Origin of the sequence: Corynebacterium sp. 21KM1197, from assembly GCF_033783015.1 — a bacterium.
Lineage (GTDB): Bacteria > Actinomycetota > Actinomycetes > Mycobacteriales > Mycobacteriaceae > Corynebacterium.
On sequence record NZ_CP123907.1, the window covers coordinates 1,509,963 to 1,526,359 of the forward strand.

The 16,397-nt window shown below is 66.4% G+C and carries 18 protein-coding genes; 6 read left to right on the forward strand and 12 right to left on the reverse strand.

Going from position 1 to position 16,397, the window contains the following annotated elements; genetic code table 11:
- Position 1 precedes the first annotated feature (1 nt).
- From hisB to OLW90_RS07350, 5 genes are read right to left on the reverse strand one after another with little or no spacing between them, the layout of a single operon-like run.
- On the reverse strand, positions 2 to 604 hold the full coding sequence (hisB, locus tag OLW90_RS07330) for an imidazoleglycerol-phosphate dehydratase HisB (protein ID WP_319649441.1): 603 nt from the start codon (positions 602 to 604) through the stop codon (positions 2 to 4).
- Positions 605 to 657: 53 nt separating this feature from the next.
- On the reverse strand, positions 658 to 1,785 hold the full coding sequence (locus tag OLW90_RS07335) for a histidinol-phosphate transaminase (protein WP_319649442.1): 1,128 nt from the start codon (positions 1,783 to 1,785) through the stop codon (positions 658 to 660).
- Between the two features lie 7 nt (positions 1,786 to 1,792).
- Positions 1,793 to 3,109 (reverse strand): histidinol dehydrogenase, encoded by a 1,317-nt coding sequence (gene hisD / locus OLW90_RS07340; RefSeq protein ID WP_319649443.1) that lies wholly within the window; start codon positions 3,107 to 3,109, stop codon positions 1,793 to 1,795.
- Positions 3,110 to 3,130: 21 nt separating this feature from the next.
- Positions 3,131 to 3,790 (reverse strand): hypothetical protein, encoded by a 660-nt coding sequence (locus tag OLW90_RS07345; protein ID WP_319649444.1) that lies wholly within the window; start codon positions 3,788 to 3,790, stop codon positions 3,131 to 3,133.
- Positions 3,791 to 4,522 carry a hypothetical protein gene (locus tag OLW90_RS07350; protein WP_319649445.1) on the reverse strand — a complete coding sequence of 244 codons (732 nt, stop codon included), beginning with the start codon at positions 4,520 to 4,522 and terminating at the stop codon, positions 3,791 to 3,793. It lies immediately after the preceding gene.
- A gap of 200 nt (positions 4,523 to 4,722) precedes the next feature.
- On the opposite strand from OLW90_RS07350, the gene OLW90_RS07355 reads away from it, so the two are divergent.
- From OLW90_RS07355 to OLW90_RS07370, 4 genes are all read left to right on the forward strand, one after another.
- Positions 4,723 to 5,904, forward strand: a complete 1,182-nt coding sequence (locus OLW90_RS07355) for an NAD(P)H-binding protein (RefSeq protein ID WP_319649446.1) — start codon at positions 4,723 to 4,725, stop codon at positions 5,902 to 5,904.
- A 65-nt stretch (positions 5,905 to 5,969) separates the two neighbouring features.
- Positions 5,970 to 7,358, forward strand: a complete 1,389-nt coding sequence (locus tag OLW90_RS07360; RefSeq protein WP_319649447.1) for an exonuclease domain-containing protein — start codon at positions 5,970 to 5,972, stop codon at positions 7,356 to 7,358.
- 102 nt (positions 7,359 to 7,460) lie between these two features.
- Complete coding sequence (locus OLW90_RS07365; protein ID WP_319649448.1) at positions 7,461 to 8,066, forward strand: hypothetical protein; 606 nt, start codon at positions 7,461 to 7,463, stop codon at positions 8,064 to 8,066.
- Positions 8,067 to 8,079: 13 nt separating this feature from the next.
- Positions 8,080 to 9,069: a GTP pyrophosphokinase family protein gene (locus OLW90_RS07370; RefSeq protein ID WP_319651852.1), complete on the forward strand. Its 990-nt coding sequence runs from the start codon at positions 8,080 to 8,082 to the stop codon at positions 9,067 to 9,069.
- A gap of 167 nt (positions 9,070 to 9,236) precedes the next feature.
- Here the strand turns inward: OLW90_RS07370 and OLW90_RS07375 are convergent, their stop codons facing one another.
- The 4 genes from OLW90_RS07375 to ilvA form a co-directional block, all read right to left on the reverse strand.
- Positions 9,237 to 9,629 (reverse strand): RNA-binding S4 domain-containing protein, encoded by a 393-nt coding sequence (locus OLW90_RS07375; RefSeq protein ID WP_319649449.1) that lies wholly within the window; start codon positions 9,627 to 9,629, stop codon positions 9,237 to 9,239.
- Positions 9,629 to 9,865 carry a hypothetical protein gene (locus OLW90_RS07380; protein ID WP_319649450.1) on the reverse strand — a complete coding sequence of 79 codons (237 nt, stop codon included), beginning with the start codon at positions 9,863 to 9,865 and terminating at the stop codon, positions 9,629 to 9,631. Before OLW90_RS07380 ends, OLW90_RS07375 begins: the two co-directional genes overlap by 1 nt.
- A 71-nt stretch (positions 9,866 to 9,936) precedes the next feature.
- Positions 9,937 to 10,563, reverse strand: a complete 627-nt coding sequence (locus OLW90_RS07385; RefSeq protein ID WP_319649451.1) for a YigZ family protein — start codon at positions 10,561 to 10,563, stop codon at positions 9,937 to 9,939.
- A gap of 5 nt (positions 10,564 to 10,568) precedes the next feature.
- Entirely contained in the window at positions 10,569 to 11,834 is a 1,266-nt protein-coding gene (gene ilvA, locus OLW90_RS07390; protein WP_319649452.1) for a threonine ammonia-lyase IlvA, read from the reverse strand.
- Between the two features lie 118 nt (positions 11,835 to 11,952).
- Here ilvA and OLW90_RS07395 point away from each other — a divergent pair, with 118 nt between their 5' ends.
- Entirely contained in the window at positions 11,953 to 13,032 is a 1,080-nt protein-coding gene (locus OLW90_RS07395) for an alpha/beta hydrolase (protein ID WP_319649453.1), read from the forward strand.
- A 46-nt stretch (positions 13,033 to 13,078) separates the two neighbouring features.
- Here the strand turns inward: OLW90_RS07395 and OLW90_RS07400 are convergent, their stop codons facing one another.
- Positions 13,079 to 14,290, reverse strand: a complete 1,212-nt coding sequence (locus OLW90_RS07400) for an MFS transporter (RefSeq protein ID WP_319649454.1) — start codon at positions 14,288 to 14,290, stop codon at positions 13,079 to 13,081.
- A gap of 101 nt (positions 14,291 to 14,391) precedes the next feature.
- Between OLW90_RS07400 and OLW90_RS07405 the strand changes: the two genes are divergently transcribed.
- Positions 14,392 to 14,760: a MerR family DNA-binding transcriptional regulator gene (locus OLW90_RS07405; RefSeq protein ID WP_319649455.1), complete on the forward strand. Its 369-nt coding sequence runs from the start codon at positions 14,392 to 14,394 to the stop codon at positions 14,758 to 14,760.
- Here the strand turns inward: OLW90_RS07405 and OLW90_RS07410 are convergent, their stop codons facing one another.
- Both OLW90_RS07410 and OLW90_RS07415 read right to left on the reverse strand, forming a co-directional pair.
- On the reverse strand, positions 14,761 to 15,027 hold the full coding sequence (locus tag OLW90_RS07410; protein ID WP_319649456.1) for a hypothetical protein: 267 nt from the start codon (positions 15,025 to 15,027) through the stop codon (positions 14,761 to 14,763).
- Positions 15,024 to 16,361, reverse strand: a complete 1,338-nt coding sequence (locus tag OLW90_RS07415; RefSeq protein ID WP_319649457.1) for an MFS transporter — start codon at positions 16,359 to 16,361, stop codon at positions 15,024 to 15,026. The genes OLW90_RS07410 and OLW90_RS07415 overlap by 4 nt, the downstream gene beginning before the upstream one ends.
- Positions 16,362 to 16,397 lie beyond the last annotated feature (36 nt).

The following is a 16,397-nucleotide window of genomic DNA, read 5'->3' on the forward strand; positions in this document are numbered from 1 at the left end:
GCTAGAGCGCCCCCTTGGTGGAGGGAATGTCCGTCACCCTGGGATCGGGCTCCCAGGCCTGGCGCAGGGCGCGGGCGGCGGCCTTGTACTCGGCCTCCGTAATGTGGTGCGGATCGCGCCCGTAGTGGCACACCAGGTGCAGAGTGATCTGGGAATGGAAGGCCAGGGTTTCAAAGAAGTGCCGGTTGATCACCGTGGCGTAATGTCCGCCAATGATCTGGTGCACCATGTGCTCCGGCTCTCCGCGCATCTCAAAATACGGGCGGCCGGAAATATCCACCACGGCCTCCACCAGGGCCTCGTCCATCGGCAACTGTTGGGAGCCAAAGCGGCGGATTCCCGCCTTGGTGCCCAGGGCCTGGGCGATGGCCTTGCCCATCACGATGGCGGTGTCCTCCACCGTGTGATGGGCATCCACCTCAATATCACCCTTGGCCTGCACCGTAAGGTCCACGCAGCCGTGGGTGGCAAAGGCGGTGAGCATGTGGTCGAAGAAGGGCAGGCCGGTACTGATCCGGGAGGTGCCGGTGCCGTCGAGGTTGATCTCCACGGAAATCTGGGATTCGCTGGTGGCGCGCTCGGCGCGGCCGATTCGCTGGGACATAACTGTGTTGGTCCTTTCTGATGAGGTGGGCGCTCTCATGGGGTGGCGCAGCCTTAGCCACCAAAGATCTCCCGCGCCGCTTGCAGGAAGGCGTCGTTTTCCTCCGGGGTGCCGATGGTCACCCGCAGGTGCCCGGCGATGCCCACGTCCCTAATCAGCACTCCCCTATCCAGGAACTGCTGCCAGGTGGACGCCGCTTCCGCCACCCCGCCAAAGAGCAGGAAGTTCGATTCGCTCGGCACCACCACGGCCCCCATCTTTGCCAGCGCGGCCGCCACGCGCTCGCGCTCCGCCACGATCTTGCGCACCGTGGCCAGGGTCTCCTCGGCGTGCTCCAGGGCCGCCACGGCGGCCACCTGGCTCAGCGTGGAGAGGTGATACGGCAAGCGCACCAGCATGATCGCCTCAATCATCGCGGGGGCGGCCACCAGGTAGCCCAAGCGGCCCCCGGCAAAGTCAAAGGCCTTGGACATGGTGCGGGAAACCACCACCTTGGTGGGGTACTCCGCCACCAGGCTCACCGCCGAGGGGGACTCGGAGAACTCCATGTACGCCTCGTCCACGATGACGATGCCGGGTGCCTGCTCCACCAGGCGGCGCACATCGGCCAGCGGCAGCACCGAGCCGGTGGGATTATTCGGGGTGGTGATAAACACCACCTCCGGGCGGCGCTCCCGCAACACCTCTAGGGCCGCGTCCATGTCGATCTGGAATTGAGCGTCGCGCGGCACGCTCAACCAGGTGGTTTGCGTGCCCTCGCTGAGGATCGGGTGCATGGAATAACTGGGGCTAAAGCTCAACGCGGTGCGCCCCGGCCCGCCAAAGGCCTGAAGCAACTGTTGCAACACCTCATTGGAACCATTGGCCGCCCACAGGTTATCCACGCTGACCTCCGTGCCGGTCTGGGCGCTGACGTAGGCGGCTAGGGCGCGGCGCAACTGGGTGGCATCACGATCCGGGTATCGGTTGAGGCTCCCCGAAAGATCGCGCACGCGCCGGGTGATCTCCTCGACCAGCGCCGGGGAGGGCGGATAGGGGTTCTCATTGGTGTTCAACTGCACCGGCACGTTCAACTGCGGCGCGCCGTAGGCGTGCTTGCCGCGCAATTCCTCGCGCAGCGGCACATCCGCCAGGGTCACCTCGGGGGCCACCGTCGCCGCGTCATAATCGCGTGTGGTCATGGGGTCCTCACTTTCCCTCGGAATCGAAGCGGGCGCGGATCGCCTCACCGTGGGCCGGAAGCAGTTCCGCGTCGGCCAGGGTGATGATCGTGGGGGCAATCTGCTCCAGCGCCGCGCGGTCATACACGATGGTGTTCACCGGGCGCAGGAAGGTGTGGGTGGACAGCCCCGGATTAAACCGCGCGGTGCCCGAGGTGGGCAAGACGTGATTGGAGCCCGCCGCATAATCGCCCAGCGGCACCGGGGAATAGGGCCCCACGAAGATCGCCCCGGCGTGGCGGATACGCTCGGCATCGGCCTCCGCCTGGCGGGTGTGAATCTCCAGGTGCTCCGCGGCATAGGCATCGGCGGTGCGCAGGGCCACCTCAAGGGAATCCACCAAGACGATCCCGGATTGCTCCCCGCGCAGGGCCTCCGCCACGCGCTCGGCATTGGCGGTGACGGTGTAGCGCTGCTCCACCTCCCTTTCCACCGCGTCCGCCAGGGCCGGGGAATCGGTGATCAACACGCTGGCGGCCAGGGGATCGTGCTCCGCCTGGCTGATCAGGTCATAGGCCAAATACACCGGGTCCGCGCTCTCATCGGCCACAATGGCGATCTCGGTGGGGCCGGCCTCCGCATCCGTGCCCACCACCCCGCGCACCAGGCGCTTGGCGGCGGTGACAAAGATATTGCCGGGGCCGGTAATCATGTCCACCGGCACCAGGCCCGCCTCATCGTCCCCGTAGGCCATGAGAGCCACGGCCTGCGCGCCGCCCACGGCCCACACCTCTTCCACGCCCAGCAACGCGCAGGCAGCCAGGATCGTGGGGTGCGGCCAGCCGCCGTGCTCGGCCTGCGGCGGGGAGACCACCACCAGGGATTCCGCCCCGGCCTCCTGGGCCGGAACCACATTCATAATCACGCTGGAGGGGTACACGGCCTTGCCGCCGGGCACGTACAACCCCACCCGCTCGATGGGCAGGAATCGCTCGATTACCCGCGCGCCGGGGCCGAGTTCCGTGGTGTGCGGGGAGGGAATCTGATCCGCGTGTACCCGGCGCACCCGCGCAATGGCCTCGGTGAGCGCCGCCTGCACCTCCTCCGTGGTGGCGGCCACGGCGGCGTCGATCGCCTCCTGCGGAACGCGCACCGCCTGCGGGCGCACGCCGTCAAAGCGCTCGCCGTAATCCAGGGCGGCCTGCGCGCCGCGCTCCCTGATCTCCGCGATGATGGGGGCTACCGTCTCGGAGACCGCCGCGACATCGGTCCGCCCCCGGGGCAACCGGCGGCGCAGTTCTGAGATGGTGGGTTGGCCGCCAGTGAGATCAATACGTTGCATCATGGGAGGGCGCTCTGCTTTCCGTCAGGGGCGTTTTTCTGCCCCCTGATTGTAATATCCCGCCGTGGCCGATGTTTCCGAGGCTGTGTCCTGGGACTCCGCGCTCCGGGACACAGCACTCCAGGACTCAGCACTTCCGCCCGCCTCGCCCCGAGCCGCCATCTCCTGCCCCGCTGGGCCCGGAGCGCCGTCGGGGCTCACCACCATGCAGCTCCAATAGGCCAGCACCGCCATAAAGGCCGGGAATACCAGGGAGATGGGAGCACCCAGCCCCACCATGCTCAGGATCTCCACCTCCGCGCCGGGACTCAGCGCGGCGGGATCGGGCATCGGCACGCGCCACCGGGCCAGCGATACCCCCACCGCATAAGCACCCACAGTTCCGGCACCGGCCATAAGCCCCAACCAGATCTGCATGAGCAATCCCCTGCTGCGCGGCGAGCGCAGGAATACCCCCACGGCCAGCACGCTGGCGAGCAATCCCGAGCCCAGCACCAGCCACAGCCAGGAGCGAAACTCCACGCCCTGAGCCGGTTCCACGGCCACGGCGCCGCCCTCCACCAGCGTTCCGCGATGGCTGGGGTAAATCATTCCCCACAGCAGGCCCGCGATAAGAAATAGAAGCGCGCTCAGCGCCAGCACGCCGCTGGCCGCGCTGAGCGCCTCGCGCATTCGCACCGGCATTTAGTTACAGAACGTCCACGCGCCGTTCTCGCGGGTAAAGCGCTGCGTGGCCTCCGAGGGCGCGCCGTTAGAAGTGGCCACCACGGTGGCGGAGGCTTGATCGCCGTCCACCATGATGTCACGCACCTCGGTCACGGAGGAGTCGTACTGCTCACCACCGGGCATGTCGTTGAGGTTCACGTCCGGGATCGCGGAGAAGTCAAAGGCCTCGGGCCCGCCGTTTTCCTGGATCACGCGGGAGCAGGTGTGCTGCGGCAGGTACTCCATCTTGCGGCGCATGGAGGTCTCATTGTTGAAGCCGGTGACCAGCGTGCGGATCGCCTCCGCGTCCTGGCCATTGGCGGGCTGACCGCCGGGAATGGGGGCCACGGTGGCAATGGGCAGGCCATTATCACCGGCCGGGGCGGGCTGGGGGGCCTGCTCCGGGGCGGGTTGCGCCTGGTTCTGCTGCTCACCCTGGGCGTTATTCTGCGCCTGCACCCCCGCCGGAGGGGCGGTTTGCGGCACCGGGGTGATCTGGTCGGGTGCCTGGGTGGCGGGAGCGGTGCTGGCCGGGGCGGGTTCCCCGCTGGGGGCCTGCGAGGGAGCCGCCGTGCCCGAGGCCGCCACGCTGCTGGCCGCCGCGGACGTCTCCGTGGAATCCTCCGAATCCTTGCTGCACCCGCTGAGCACGAGCGGGGTGGCCACGAGGGCGGCAATCAGGACTTTGGTGGAAGCGGAAAAGTTCACCACGGGGTTCCATCTCCTTATGTGGTTTCAAGCGGCTGTGTTCTCAGCAATCTCAGCGGCAGTAATGCCGTCTCACTGCTGTCACTCTACCAAGCATTATCGCTAGGCCCTCGGCCCGGCGTTACAGGCCGCGCGCCGCGCACCCGCCAAAGGCTTCTGACACCACCGGGGCGTCGATAAGCAGATACGCCTAGGCTGACAGGGTGCACCTTCACCGCGAAGCCCTCATCACCGCCAGCCTGGACATCGTGGATCGCTATGGCCTCGCGGATCTTTCCATGCGCCGTCTGGCCCGGCACCTGAGCGTCACGCCCGGCGCGCTGTACTGGCACGTGGAGAGCAAGCAGCGCCTGCTGGAGATGCTGGCCAGGCACATTCTTGCCCCCGCGATAGAAACCGCCCGCGCCGACCCCGTGGAGTACGCGCGGTTGGTGCGCTCCTGCCTGTTGGCCCACCGCGACGGCGCGGAGATCGTCACGGCGGGGCTTTCCATGCCCGCCCTGCACGCGGAGGTGGTGGCGGCGGGGCGCCGCGTGCTCGGCGGGGACGCGGTGACCTCGCGGACGTTTCTGGCCTTTGTGCTCGGCTCGGCCACCCTGGAGCAGGCGCAGCGGCAGTTGCGGGAGATCACCGGGGACCCAGCGCAGGAGCGCCCCGAGGCCAGCGCGGAGGAATTTTTTGTCCAGGGAATAACGGCCGTGCTGCATGGTTTACAAGAAGTACAACTGTCCCCTGAGTTTTCCCAAGGAGATCCTATGTCTCGCATCGTCATCATGGGCGCCACCGGCATGGTCGGTTCCGCCGTGGCCGCCGAGGCCCGTTCCCGAGGCCACGAGGTCATCGGCCTGTCCCGCAGCGTGCCCGCCCCGGAGAAGCAGATCGACGGCGTGGAGTACCGCGCGGGGGATGTCAGCGATACGCAGGCGCTGCTTAACGCCGCGCAGGGTGCCGACGCCCTGGTGGTCACCGTCCCGATCAACCGCGAAACCGGGGAGGCGGACTTCATCGTGGAGGCCCACCGCAACCTGATCGCCGCCGCCCCGGCCACCCGCATCGTCGCGGTTGGCGGCGCGGGCGGCCTCTCTACTCCGGAGGGAACGCTGCTGGTGGATACCCCGGAGTTCCCCGAGGATTACAAGGCGGAGGCCCGCGCCTTCGTGCAGATCCTGGATCTGTACCGCCAGGCCCCGGAGAACCTGGACTGGACCATGCTGGCCCCCTCCCCGGAGATCGCCCCCGGCCCCGCCGCCGCTTCCTACCTCACCTCCACCACCACTCCCGCCGGGGGCTTCGTCAGCGCCGGTACCTTTGCGGTGGCTCTGCTCGATGAGGTGGAAAACCCCCAGTACCGGCGCGCTCGTCTGACCGTGGCGGACGCCGAGTAGGCTATCCCGCATGGGCCGCACCGGCCCGCCCCGCAGGTCTGGTCTGAAAGGATAGGTTTCCCCACGTGATTCCGGCTCATGGCGCCCAGGTAACTGTCACCCAGGACGAGGTACTCATTACCTACTCCGACCTCGCGGCCGCCTTATCCGGGACTGCGCAGCGCGCGATACCGCTTGACCAGATCGAATCCGTGGACCTGCACTCCCCCACCGCCTACCTGGGCGGCTGGGTGGATCTGCGCGGGCCGCAGCCGGAGGTACGGGTGCGCTTTGCCCCGCACCAGGAGACCCAGGCTCGGCTGTGCGAGCAGACCCTCTCCGCCGCCCTGCGCGGCGAGAACCCCGCCACGGAGGGGCTGCGCGTCCCCGGCCTGGACTTCGTGGCCCTGGACGTGGAAACCGCCAACGCCGACTGGGGTTCCATCTGCCAGGTGGGCGCGGTGCGCTTTATCGACGGCGCGGAGGTCGCCGCCCAGACCTGGTTGTGCCAGCCCCCCGTGCCCGGCTTTCACCCCACCAACGTGGGCGTGCACGGCATCACCGAGCGGGACGTGGCCCAGGCACCTACCTTTGCCGAATGTCTCCCGCAGATCGCAGAGTTCCTGGGTGATCTGCCCTTCATCGCGCATAACGCGCAGTTCGACGCCACCGCGCTGCACCGCGCCTGCGCCGCCGCCGGGATCAGTGCCCCCACGCTGCACTTTGGCTGCACCCTGGCACTCTCCCGAGCACAGGGCCGCCGCGAACTCTCCGTGGTCAATCATCGCCTGCCCACCGTGGCCGCCGCCCTGGGGGTGCCGCTGGATCAGCACCACGACGCCCTAGCCGACGCCCGCGCCTGCGGGGCCATCGCGGTAGCCCTGGCCGCGCGCCACGGGTGGGCCGGTTCCGCCCTGGGCTTTATCCACTCCCAGGGCTTTACCCTGGGAACCGTGGATTCCCAGCGGGTATTCCCCGTACTCAAGGACCGCACCGGGGCGGGCATTGCCCTGCAACAGCGCGATCTGGGTTCCCCCGAGAAGGTGCGCGAGGCTTTGGAGGCCCAGCGGGCGGAGACGGAGTCTGCTGGTGCGGATACCCGCAAGGGCGACTCGAAGAAGAACTCCGGCAAGCGCCGGGCCAACTGGCAGGCGGTATCCACCCCGGAGGTCATTCCCGAGCCCAATCCGAACGCCGCACCGGACGGCCTACTCTTTGGCCACCACGTCACCCTCTCCGGGGAGTTTGAGCCCTTTGATAAGGGCACGCTGTGGCAGCGGATAGCGGATCAGGGCGCGCGCATCGGCAAGAACGTGACTAAGAAAACCACGGTGCTGGTCACCGGGGCATGGACCACCAAGACCTCCAAGCACAAGCGCGCCGAGGAACTTCAGGCCCAGGGCCAGCCCATAGAGATCTGGTCGCAGGAGGAATTGTTGGCGGCCCTGGGGCTCAACGAGCAGCCGCCGTTTTAAGGGACTTTCCCACGCGGGGAAGCAGGGGAACCGCAGGGCCGGTGGGCGGAGTCTAAGGGAGAAACACAGCACATCTCCCACCCCGGAAAGGCTGGCCTCGCCATGACCATCGCTCTTGCCTCCCCGCCCCTGCTCCTGCGCCCCTCCCTCCTGCTGCGGCAGAGCGAGGAGGGGCCGCTGCTCGATGAGGCCTATGGCCGCGCCCCGGCGGCCATCATGCTCTCCCGGGACTTTGCCTCCGGGTTATTCCTGGGAGAACAGCCCGCCGCTCACGATGACATCGCCGCCCTGGGCATGAGCCTGCACCAGGCGTGGGATAGATCGGCGGCGCAATTGCTCTCCACCGCGCAGCGCACCCAGGGCACGCAATTTCGCACCAGGGCGGCCTCCGCCCTGCACCCGCATTTCCGGGGGCAGCCGGTATGGCAGGTGGACTGCCCCGGCTCCCCCGCCACCGCCTGGCTGGCTCACCCCTATCCCTTCACCGTCTTGCACCGTCACCTCACCTCCCTCGGCAGCGGGGCGCAGCCCTGGTACTTCGCCCCACGCCCGGATATTCTGCTCGCCGCCCCGCAGGGCACCGAGGTGGATCTCTCGGTAATCCCGGTGCGCCTGTGCGCCCACCCCATTGGGTATCGGCATGGCTTTCCCACCTTGTTCCCCGGTTCTGTGGGAAGAAGCGTGGGTCATTCCCGCCCGCAGGGGTAGCATGAGCAGCACCATGCCCGATACCGTCATCGCCCGCCTGGGCACCACGTACCACGAGTGGGTTCGCTCCCACCCCGACGCCGCCGATCGTTTCATCGACACCATCGAGGAACTGCTCTCCGACGCCGGCGTGACCTATGACCGCGTGGTAGCCCGCATCAAGTCCTGGCCCTCCCTCAAGGCCAAGGCCCGCAAGCGCACCGCCGGTGGCAAGCCCCTCTACCCGGAGCCGTGGCAGAATATCCACGACCTCATCGGGGTGCGGATCACCACCTTCCACTCCACGGAGATCCCGGTGGCCATCAACGTACTGGGGCAGTCCTTTGAGGTGCTGCGCTCCGTGGACAAGGCCGCCGAGACCAAGGTGGCCGGGGACTTTGGCTACGGCTCCCATCACCTGGTGCTGCGGGTGGAGGAGGACTCCGATGAATTGGAGGACTATCGCGGCATGGTCTTTGAGGTGCAGGTGCGCACGGTGCTCCAACACGCCTGGGCGGAATTTGAGCACGATATTCGCTATAAGAGCGGCACCGATCATCTCGACCCCCAGGTGGATCGCGCCTTTACCCTGGCGGCGGGATTAATCGAGCTGGCGGATCAGCAGTTTGACCAGATCGCCGCCCTCAAGGGCAGCCAGGTAGAGGCCGGGGACGAGGTGGAACTCACCGCGGAGACCCTGCCCGGCGTGCTGGCGGTGCTGGTGGAATCGCGTTTCCCGCGCTCGCGCTCCGATCACTACCGCTGGTTGCAGGAATTGCTCAGCGCCCACGGCATCACCAAGGTGGCGCAGTTGCGGGAGTTATTGCAGGAGTCCGATATTCAGGCCGTGCGCGCGGCCATGAAGTACCGCTACCGGCCCAGCCAGGTGCGCATCATCGACGATCTGCTGCTGTACCGCTACGGGCGGGAGCACATCGAACTAACCGGAAACAGCGGTAACCGGGCCGAACAGCGCCCGCAAAGGCTCGCCCGCAGGCTCAAGGCCCTGCGTGGCGCTCAATAGCCTCCCGATAAACCACTACGATGGTGGTGGATTCCCCTCATATCCATATACAGAAAGGCACTACCATGACCGCTCTTTTTACCACCTCCGAGCGCATCTCCGACTTCATCCACGTGTGGGGCCTGAGCCTCACCGAGCTGCTGCGCCAGTTTGGCCTCTAATTTCGCCTAATTCCGCCCCCGCAGCCGGTCAAGCTGGCGGCGCTCCTTTTTGGTGGGCCGCCCGCTGCCGCGATCGCGCTGCGGCAGGCGGATAAATGCCTCCTTGGGTGGGGGCGGCGGAGTGTGATCCACATAGCACTGTGTGGCCACCGCCGCCCCCACCCGTTTGCGCACGGTGGCGGTGACCTCCACGTCCACCTCCCGGTGATGCGCCCACACGCGCACCCGATCCCCGGACACCACCTGCTGAGAGGGCTTCACGCTCTCCCCGTTGATCTTGACGTGCCCGGCGCGGCAGGCGGTGGCCGCCTCCGAGCGGGTTTTGAGCAGCCGCACGGCCCACACCCAGGCGTCGATACGCACGGGCCCGGCCTCGGGCACGGTTCCCGGCTGCGGCATTAGTCCGCGTCCTTGTAATTCACGATCTCCCGGATCTTCTTCCGGTGATACAGCGAGGCCACCAGGGTGATCCCCATAATCACCACCATCAGCCACCACATCTGCGTGGCAAAGACGATCACGCCGAGGCTCGCCACCGCGCCGCCGCTGGCCCACACGAGCATGCTGCGCAGGTGGTGGCGGACGTCCTGTTTGCGGGCCTCGATGGGGTTATCCGGGCGGGGCTGCATAGTCATGGCGGCCAGTTTACCGTTCCCCCATCCCGCAGCCGCCGCGCATCGCGGCCAACGCACCGAGCCGAGCGCTCCTACTCCTCCACCCAGGTGCTGCCCGCCTCCTGCGGGGACGCCTGCCCGGAGGTCACCGCGCTGATCGTGTGCGCCAGTTCCTCCCCGGCCCCGGGGTCGGTGGCCAGGGTCAGGCGCACCTGCTCCCCGTATTCCACGTCGGTGACGGTGATTCCCCTGGCACGCAATTCCGCCTCGTAGCGCCCGGCCTGGGCGTGGGGCAGGTCGAGCCGCCAGAGTTCCTTACGCGCCCGCCGGGTGCGGGTGACCAGGGGCAGGGCCTCGCCCACGGAGTTGGAGTAGGCGTGCACCAGGCCCCCGGCTCCGAGCTTGATTCCGCCGAAGTACCGCACCACCACGGCGGCGATGTCGAGCATGCCCGAGCCGCGCAGTTGTTCCAGCATGGGGGTTCCGGCGGTGCCGGAGGGCTCGCCGTCGTCGGAGGAGCGCTCCACCGGGTTGGCCCCCTCCACGTGGTAGAGGTAGGCGCTGCAATGGTGGCGGGCGTCGGGAAAGGCCGCGCGCACGGAGTCCACAAAGGCGCGGGCCGAGGCCTCATCGGTGACCCTGGCGATGTGGGTGATAAAGCGGGAGCGCTTGATTTCCATCGTGTGCGTGATGGTCTGATCGGCGGGACGGAGGTACATGGCGCTTAGATCAGGAACTCGTATTCCGGGCTGCCGGGGTGGAGTTGGCGGCAATCCAGGCGGGAGGTATCCATGCGCCCCAGCAGGGGCTCCAGATCGGCGGCGGCGCTGAGTTGCAGGCCCACCAGGGCGGTGCCGGTTTCCCTATTGTTGCGCTTGAGGTATTCAAAGCGGGTGATGTCATCGCCCTCGCCCAGCACCTCCTCCAAAAAGTGCCGCAACTGCCCCGGTTCCTGGGGGAAGTTCACCAGGAAGTAGTGCTTGAGCCCCCGGTGCACCAGGGAGCGCTCCATCACCTCGTTATAGCGCAGCACGTCGTTATTGCCCCCGGAGATAATGCACACCACCACCTCGCCGGGCTGGAGGTTTAGTTCCCGCAGCGCCGCCACGGAAAGCGCCCCGGCGGGTTCCGCAATGATCCCCTCGTTTTGGTAGAGGTCCAGCATCTCCGTGCACACGGAGCCCTCGGAAACGTCCATCGCGTGCAGGCGGGAGAGATTGGCCTCCACGACCTCCCAGTTCAAATCGCCCAGGCGTTTGACGGCCGCGCCGTCCACAAAGGGGTCCACGGCGTCCAGGGTCACCGGGGCGTCGTTACGTATGGCCGCTTGCAGGGAGGCCGCGCCGCGCGGCTCCACCCCCATCACGGCGGTGCGCGGGGCCATGTCCGCCACGTAACTGAGCACCCCGGAGAGCAGCCCCGCCCCGCCCACGGGCACCACGATGGTGTCTAAGGACTTCCCCTCCGCTGTGAGTTGAGAGAGCACCTCGGCGGCCACCGTGCCCTGCCCGATGATGGTGGAACGGTTGTCAAAGGGCTCGACCACGGTGGCCCCGCGCGCGGCGGCGTCGGCACGCGCGGCCTGGGCCGCCTCGTCGAAGCTATCCCCGGTGACCACGAGTTCCACGGCGTCGCCACCGTGCACCCGAATCCGATCCCGCTTCTGCTTAGGCGTTTGGTTGGGCACAAAGATCTTGCCCTGGATGCCAAAGGTCTTGCAGGCATAGGCCACGCCCTGCGCATGATTGCCTGCCGACGCCGCGACGATCCCCGCCGCGCGCTCCTGCGGGCTTAATTGGCTAATGGCGTTCATCGCGCCGCGAATCTTGTAGGAGCGCACGTCCTGCAAGTCCTCCCGCTTGAGGTACACCTGCGCGCCCGTGGCCTCGGAGAGGCGGGGGCAGTATTGCAGCGGGGTGTGTGCGATCGCGGAGGAAATCCTCGCCTGGGCCAACTGAATATCCGAGGCATGGATCGGCGTGCTACTCATGCACACGGATTCTAGCCGCTTGCATGCCACCTCCATACGGGTGGTCACTTTAGTATCTTCGCCTACCCCTCACTTATATTGTTTTAGTCAATCCTTTATCAGGAAAGGTTATATGTCCATGAAGCGCACCGCACTGGGCACGCTGGGCCTTGCCCTCGCCGCCACCCTCGTCACCCCTGGCATTGCTCAGGCCGCCCCCTCCTCCAGCGATATTCCCAACCTGGAACGCAACATCACCCTGCCCGTGCCGGAGGACCTCGCCGCCCAGGGCAGCACCGGCATCGTCGCCACCGCCCCCTACAACGAGCCCGCCGGGGCCATCCGCACCACCTTCGGCCAGCGCGGCCCGCACCCGGTGGCGGCTACCGACGAAACCCACGAGTGCACCGACCTGGTGTTCTCCGTGTACAACCAGATCCTGCGCTTCCAGCACGGCGTGCCCGGCGGTGCCCCCTGCTACGACACCTTCCCGGCTGGCGAGGAATCCCCCGTGGGCAGCAAGTTCATCTACCCCGCCGACATCGCCGCGATGGACAAGGCTCCCCTGGTGATCCTCAGCCCCGGCATCGGTGCCGAGCCGGGCCTGGTTTCCCGCCAGGCCGAACTCTATGCCTCCCACGGCTACGTGGTGGCCCTGGGCTACTCCTTTGTGAACTGGTTTGGCTACCAGGTGGAGCGCGCCGCCGCGGAGACCATCGCCGCCAACCAGGATGCCTCCTCCCCGCTCTTCGGCAAGATCGACACCTCCCAGACCACCCTGGTGGGCCACTCCGCCGGTGGCGGGGCCGTGGTGCGCGTTTCCGAGACCCTGGAGCAGGGCGCGCACGCCGCCGGAGACAATAACTTCCACGTCACCGGCGTGGTGGCCGTGAACCCCGGCCCGGCGGACTTTGGCCTGGCCTCCCCCGCCACCACCAAGCCGGTGCTCTTTGCTCTGGCGGAGAACGAGTCCCTGGTGCCCCACCCGCTCTCCCGCATGCTCTACGACCGCGCCACCGGACCCAAGTGGTGGGCCGTGGTGAACGGCGCTTATCACGGCACCTTCACCGGCGAGCCCTCCGACTCCGTGCTCGGTGGCCTGGTGCTCTCCTTCGCGGAGTACACCACCACCCACAGCCCGCGCAGCACCGAGGTGTACCAGGGCGAGGGCCTGGCGCAGGACTCCGAGCTGCACGGCGTGGAGCGCGCGGGGGTGTAAAAGCAGGGTTCCCACCGCTCCCGTGATCGCCCGCCGCCACCTTGAACTACGAGCGGCGGCGGGTTTTCTTTTCCAACGAAAAACTCGCAGTTGCCATGAGGCCACCCGCGATGGCGAGCGCCACCCCCACCCAGGCCGGTGACGTGTAGCCCAGCCCAGCGGAGACGGCCGCGCCGCCCAAAAGCGCCCCCATGCTATTGCCCATGTTGATGGCGCCCTGGTTGAGCGATCCGGCGAGAGCTTGCCCCTGCGGCATCACATCGACCATGCGGGTTTGGGTTGTGGGTGATAATGACATCGCGGCAGCACCCACGAGGAAGAAAGATACAAAGAGCCCCACGGGATTCGACGCCACCAGAAGCATCACGAGCAAAGCACAAATCACGGCCCCAAAACCCCCGTACATGGCCACCGGCACGCTTTTATCCGCAATAAAACCGCCCAGAAGGTTCCCCACGAACATTCCCACCCCCAGGGTTGCCAGTGCCCAGGGCACCGCCGGTGCCGATAAGCCCGCCACCTCAGTGGTGAACGTCGAGGCATAGGTATAGATGGCAAACAATGCGCCAAAGCCAATCGCGCTAATCGCAAGTGTTACCCACACAAGACCATTTTTTAGATGCGCAAACTCACTCCGAACGGAAAAATTCGGATTTCCGGCTTGCCGAGGAACGACGATCAGCGCCAAAGCTGCGGTGACCACCAGGAGAATCCCCACCAAGGCCACCGCATTGCGCCAACCTATGGCCTGCCCAAGAGCCGTGGCACCGGGCACTCCCGCGAGCGTGGCCAAGGTGAGGCCGGAAAGAACGAGGGAAATACCTGCGGAACGGCGACCAGGCCCCATCACCTCTGCCGCCACCACAGAGGCCACGCCAAAATACGCCCCGTGCGGAAGCCCCGAGAGGAATCTTGCGGCTAAGACCAATTCAATATGCGGGAGAAAGGCCGTGGCCACCGCCGCCAGGGAGATCACCAGGAGTAAGCCAACCAGAGCCGTTCTCCGCTCCCAGCGATTCGCCCACATCGAGACCGTCACCGTGCCCAGCACAACGCCCAGCGCGTAGCTAGTGGCCAGGTAACCGGCCCTGGCAAGAGCGGCCTCAGTGGATTCCTCATATAACCCAGGAACGAGGTCCTGCGCTATCTCAGGCAGCAGACCAAGGGTGATAAATTCCAGGCACCCGATGGCAAACCCACCAAGAGCCAGCACCGCCAGCACGGGATATGGGTTAGGGACGCTCCTCGCCTTTGACATAGCCGGTTCCTTTCATCGTCCGCCCGGTGATTGACAGCCCAGAGCATAAACCTTTACATTGATGTCAATGTCAAGTTCACTCCCAATCCCTGGAGCCGCCCGTGAAAATTGGAGAACTCTCAGAAGCCAGCAGCGTGCCCACGCGGATGCTGCGCTACTACGAGGAAAAGGGGCTCATCTCCTCATCCCGCCTCCCCAACGGCTACCGAGACTATGAGACCGACCAGATTCAGAGAGCAATCCGTGCGCGCAGCCTCATCAAATCGGGGCTGTCCACCCGCATCGCCCGGCTTGTCTTAGAGTTTGAAAGAAACGAGCGCGTTGAATCTTATACAGAAGCATTTGGCCAAGAGCTAAAAACGGAATTGACGGCAATAGAGGAACGGATCGACTGCCTCAAGAACACCCGAGTGGTGATCGAGCAATATCTCCGCGATCACATAACACCCACCGAGGGACACCACCGATAATCAGCGAATATCCTCGAGAGCACCCTCTCCGGGTTCCCCGGCAATCCCCAACATCTCATCTATCTCCTCGACACTAAAAGTTTTCTGCTCTCCGCTGCGTATCTGGCGCACTTGTTCCAGTATGTGTACTTCCCACTCTGCACGGTCTAACCCATATTCCACTGCCCTCCGGATAATCTCATCGGAAGAACAATCCGCTATCCGCGCGATGCCCACCACACGCTCCCGCATATCCTCCGGCAAATGCACCGTCATCGGTTCGGTCACCCCAGCACCCTCCCCCGCTGCTCCGGCAGCGTCCAGGCTGCCAACGCCGCGACCACAAAGGCCGCGCCAAAGAGCCCAAAGAGCGCCCCGGTGCCCCACCTGGCCACGATCGGCGGCACGATGAGCGGCGCGATGATCGAGGCGATGCGCCCAAAACCGGCCGCCGCCCCGGTGCCCGCCCCGCGCACCGCCGTGGGATAGAGTTCCGGCCCAATGGCATAGAGCGCTCCCCAGGCCCCGAGGTTAAAGAAGCTCAGCAGGCACCCGGCCAGGATAATCAGCGCCACGGAATCCGCGTAACCATATAACCCAGCAGAAAGCGCCGAGCCCACCAGAAAGACCGTGAGCGTGGCCCGCCGTCCCCACACCTCGATGAGCCAGGCCGCCACCGCGTAACCGGGCAATTGGGCCAGGGTGATAATCAGGGTGAATTGAAAGGACTTCACCAGGCTAAAACCATCGGCCACCAGCAGGGAGGGAATCCAGATAAACGCGCCGTAGTAACTGAGGTTAATGCAGAACCACACCACCCACAGCGCCGCCGTGCGTCCGCGCAGGGCCGGGGCCCATATGCTGCGTGCGCCCGCAGCCGTCTCGTCATAACGCTCTTCTTCTCCGCTCACCGGAGCGGCGTCGATAAGCGCCGCCTCACGCTCGAACTCCGCCACGATCTTCTCCGCTTCCTCGTGCCGCCCCCGCGATTCGAGGAAGCGCACCGATTCCGGTAGCCGCAGCCGCACGTACAGCGCGTAGATCGCGGGCACGCACCCCAGGGCCAGCGCCCAGCGCCAGCCGCTCTCCGAGGCCGAAACCACAAAGGCCCCGATGGCCGCCGCCACGATCCACCCCAGCGCCCAGAAGGCTTCCAGGAGCACCACCAGACGGCCGCGCAGGCGGCGCGGGGCGAACTCCGAGATCAGCGTGGAGGCCACGGGGAGTTCCGCGCCGAGACCCAGGCCCACGATGAAGCGCAGCGCCATGAGTGCGACAAGCGACGTCGCTAAGGCGGAGGTCCCCGTGGCCAGCCCGTAGACGAGCAGGGTGGCGGCAAAGACCTGCCTGCGGCCTAGCCTATCCGCGAGCAGCCCGCCCAAGGTCGCGCCCAGGGCCATGCCGATGAAGCCGATGGAGGCCAGCCAGGAGGTTTGGGTGTGGCTCAGGCCCCAGTGGGTGGCCAGGGCCGCCATGATGAAGGAGATGAGGCCCACGTCCATGGCGTCGAGCGCCCAGCCGATGCCGGAGCCCCACAGCATCTTCTTGTGTTTAGGGGTAAGCGGCAGGTGATCCAGGCGCTCGTTGCGGCTAAGGTTTTCCCCGGAAACATTGCGCTGCATAGCCACACTGTAATCGCAGCGGCCATGCGCGCACGG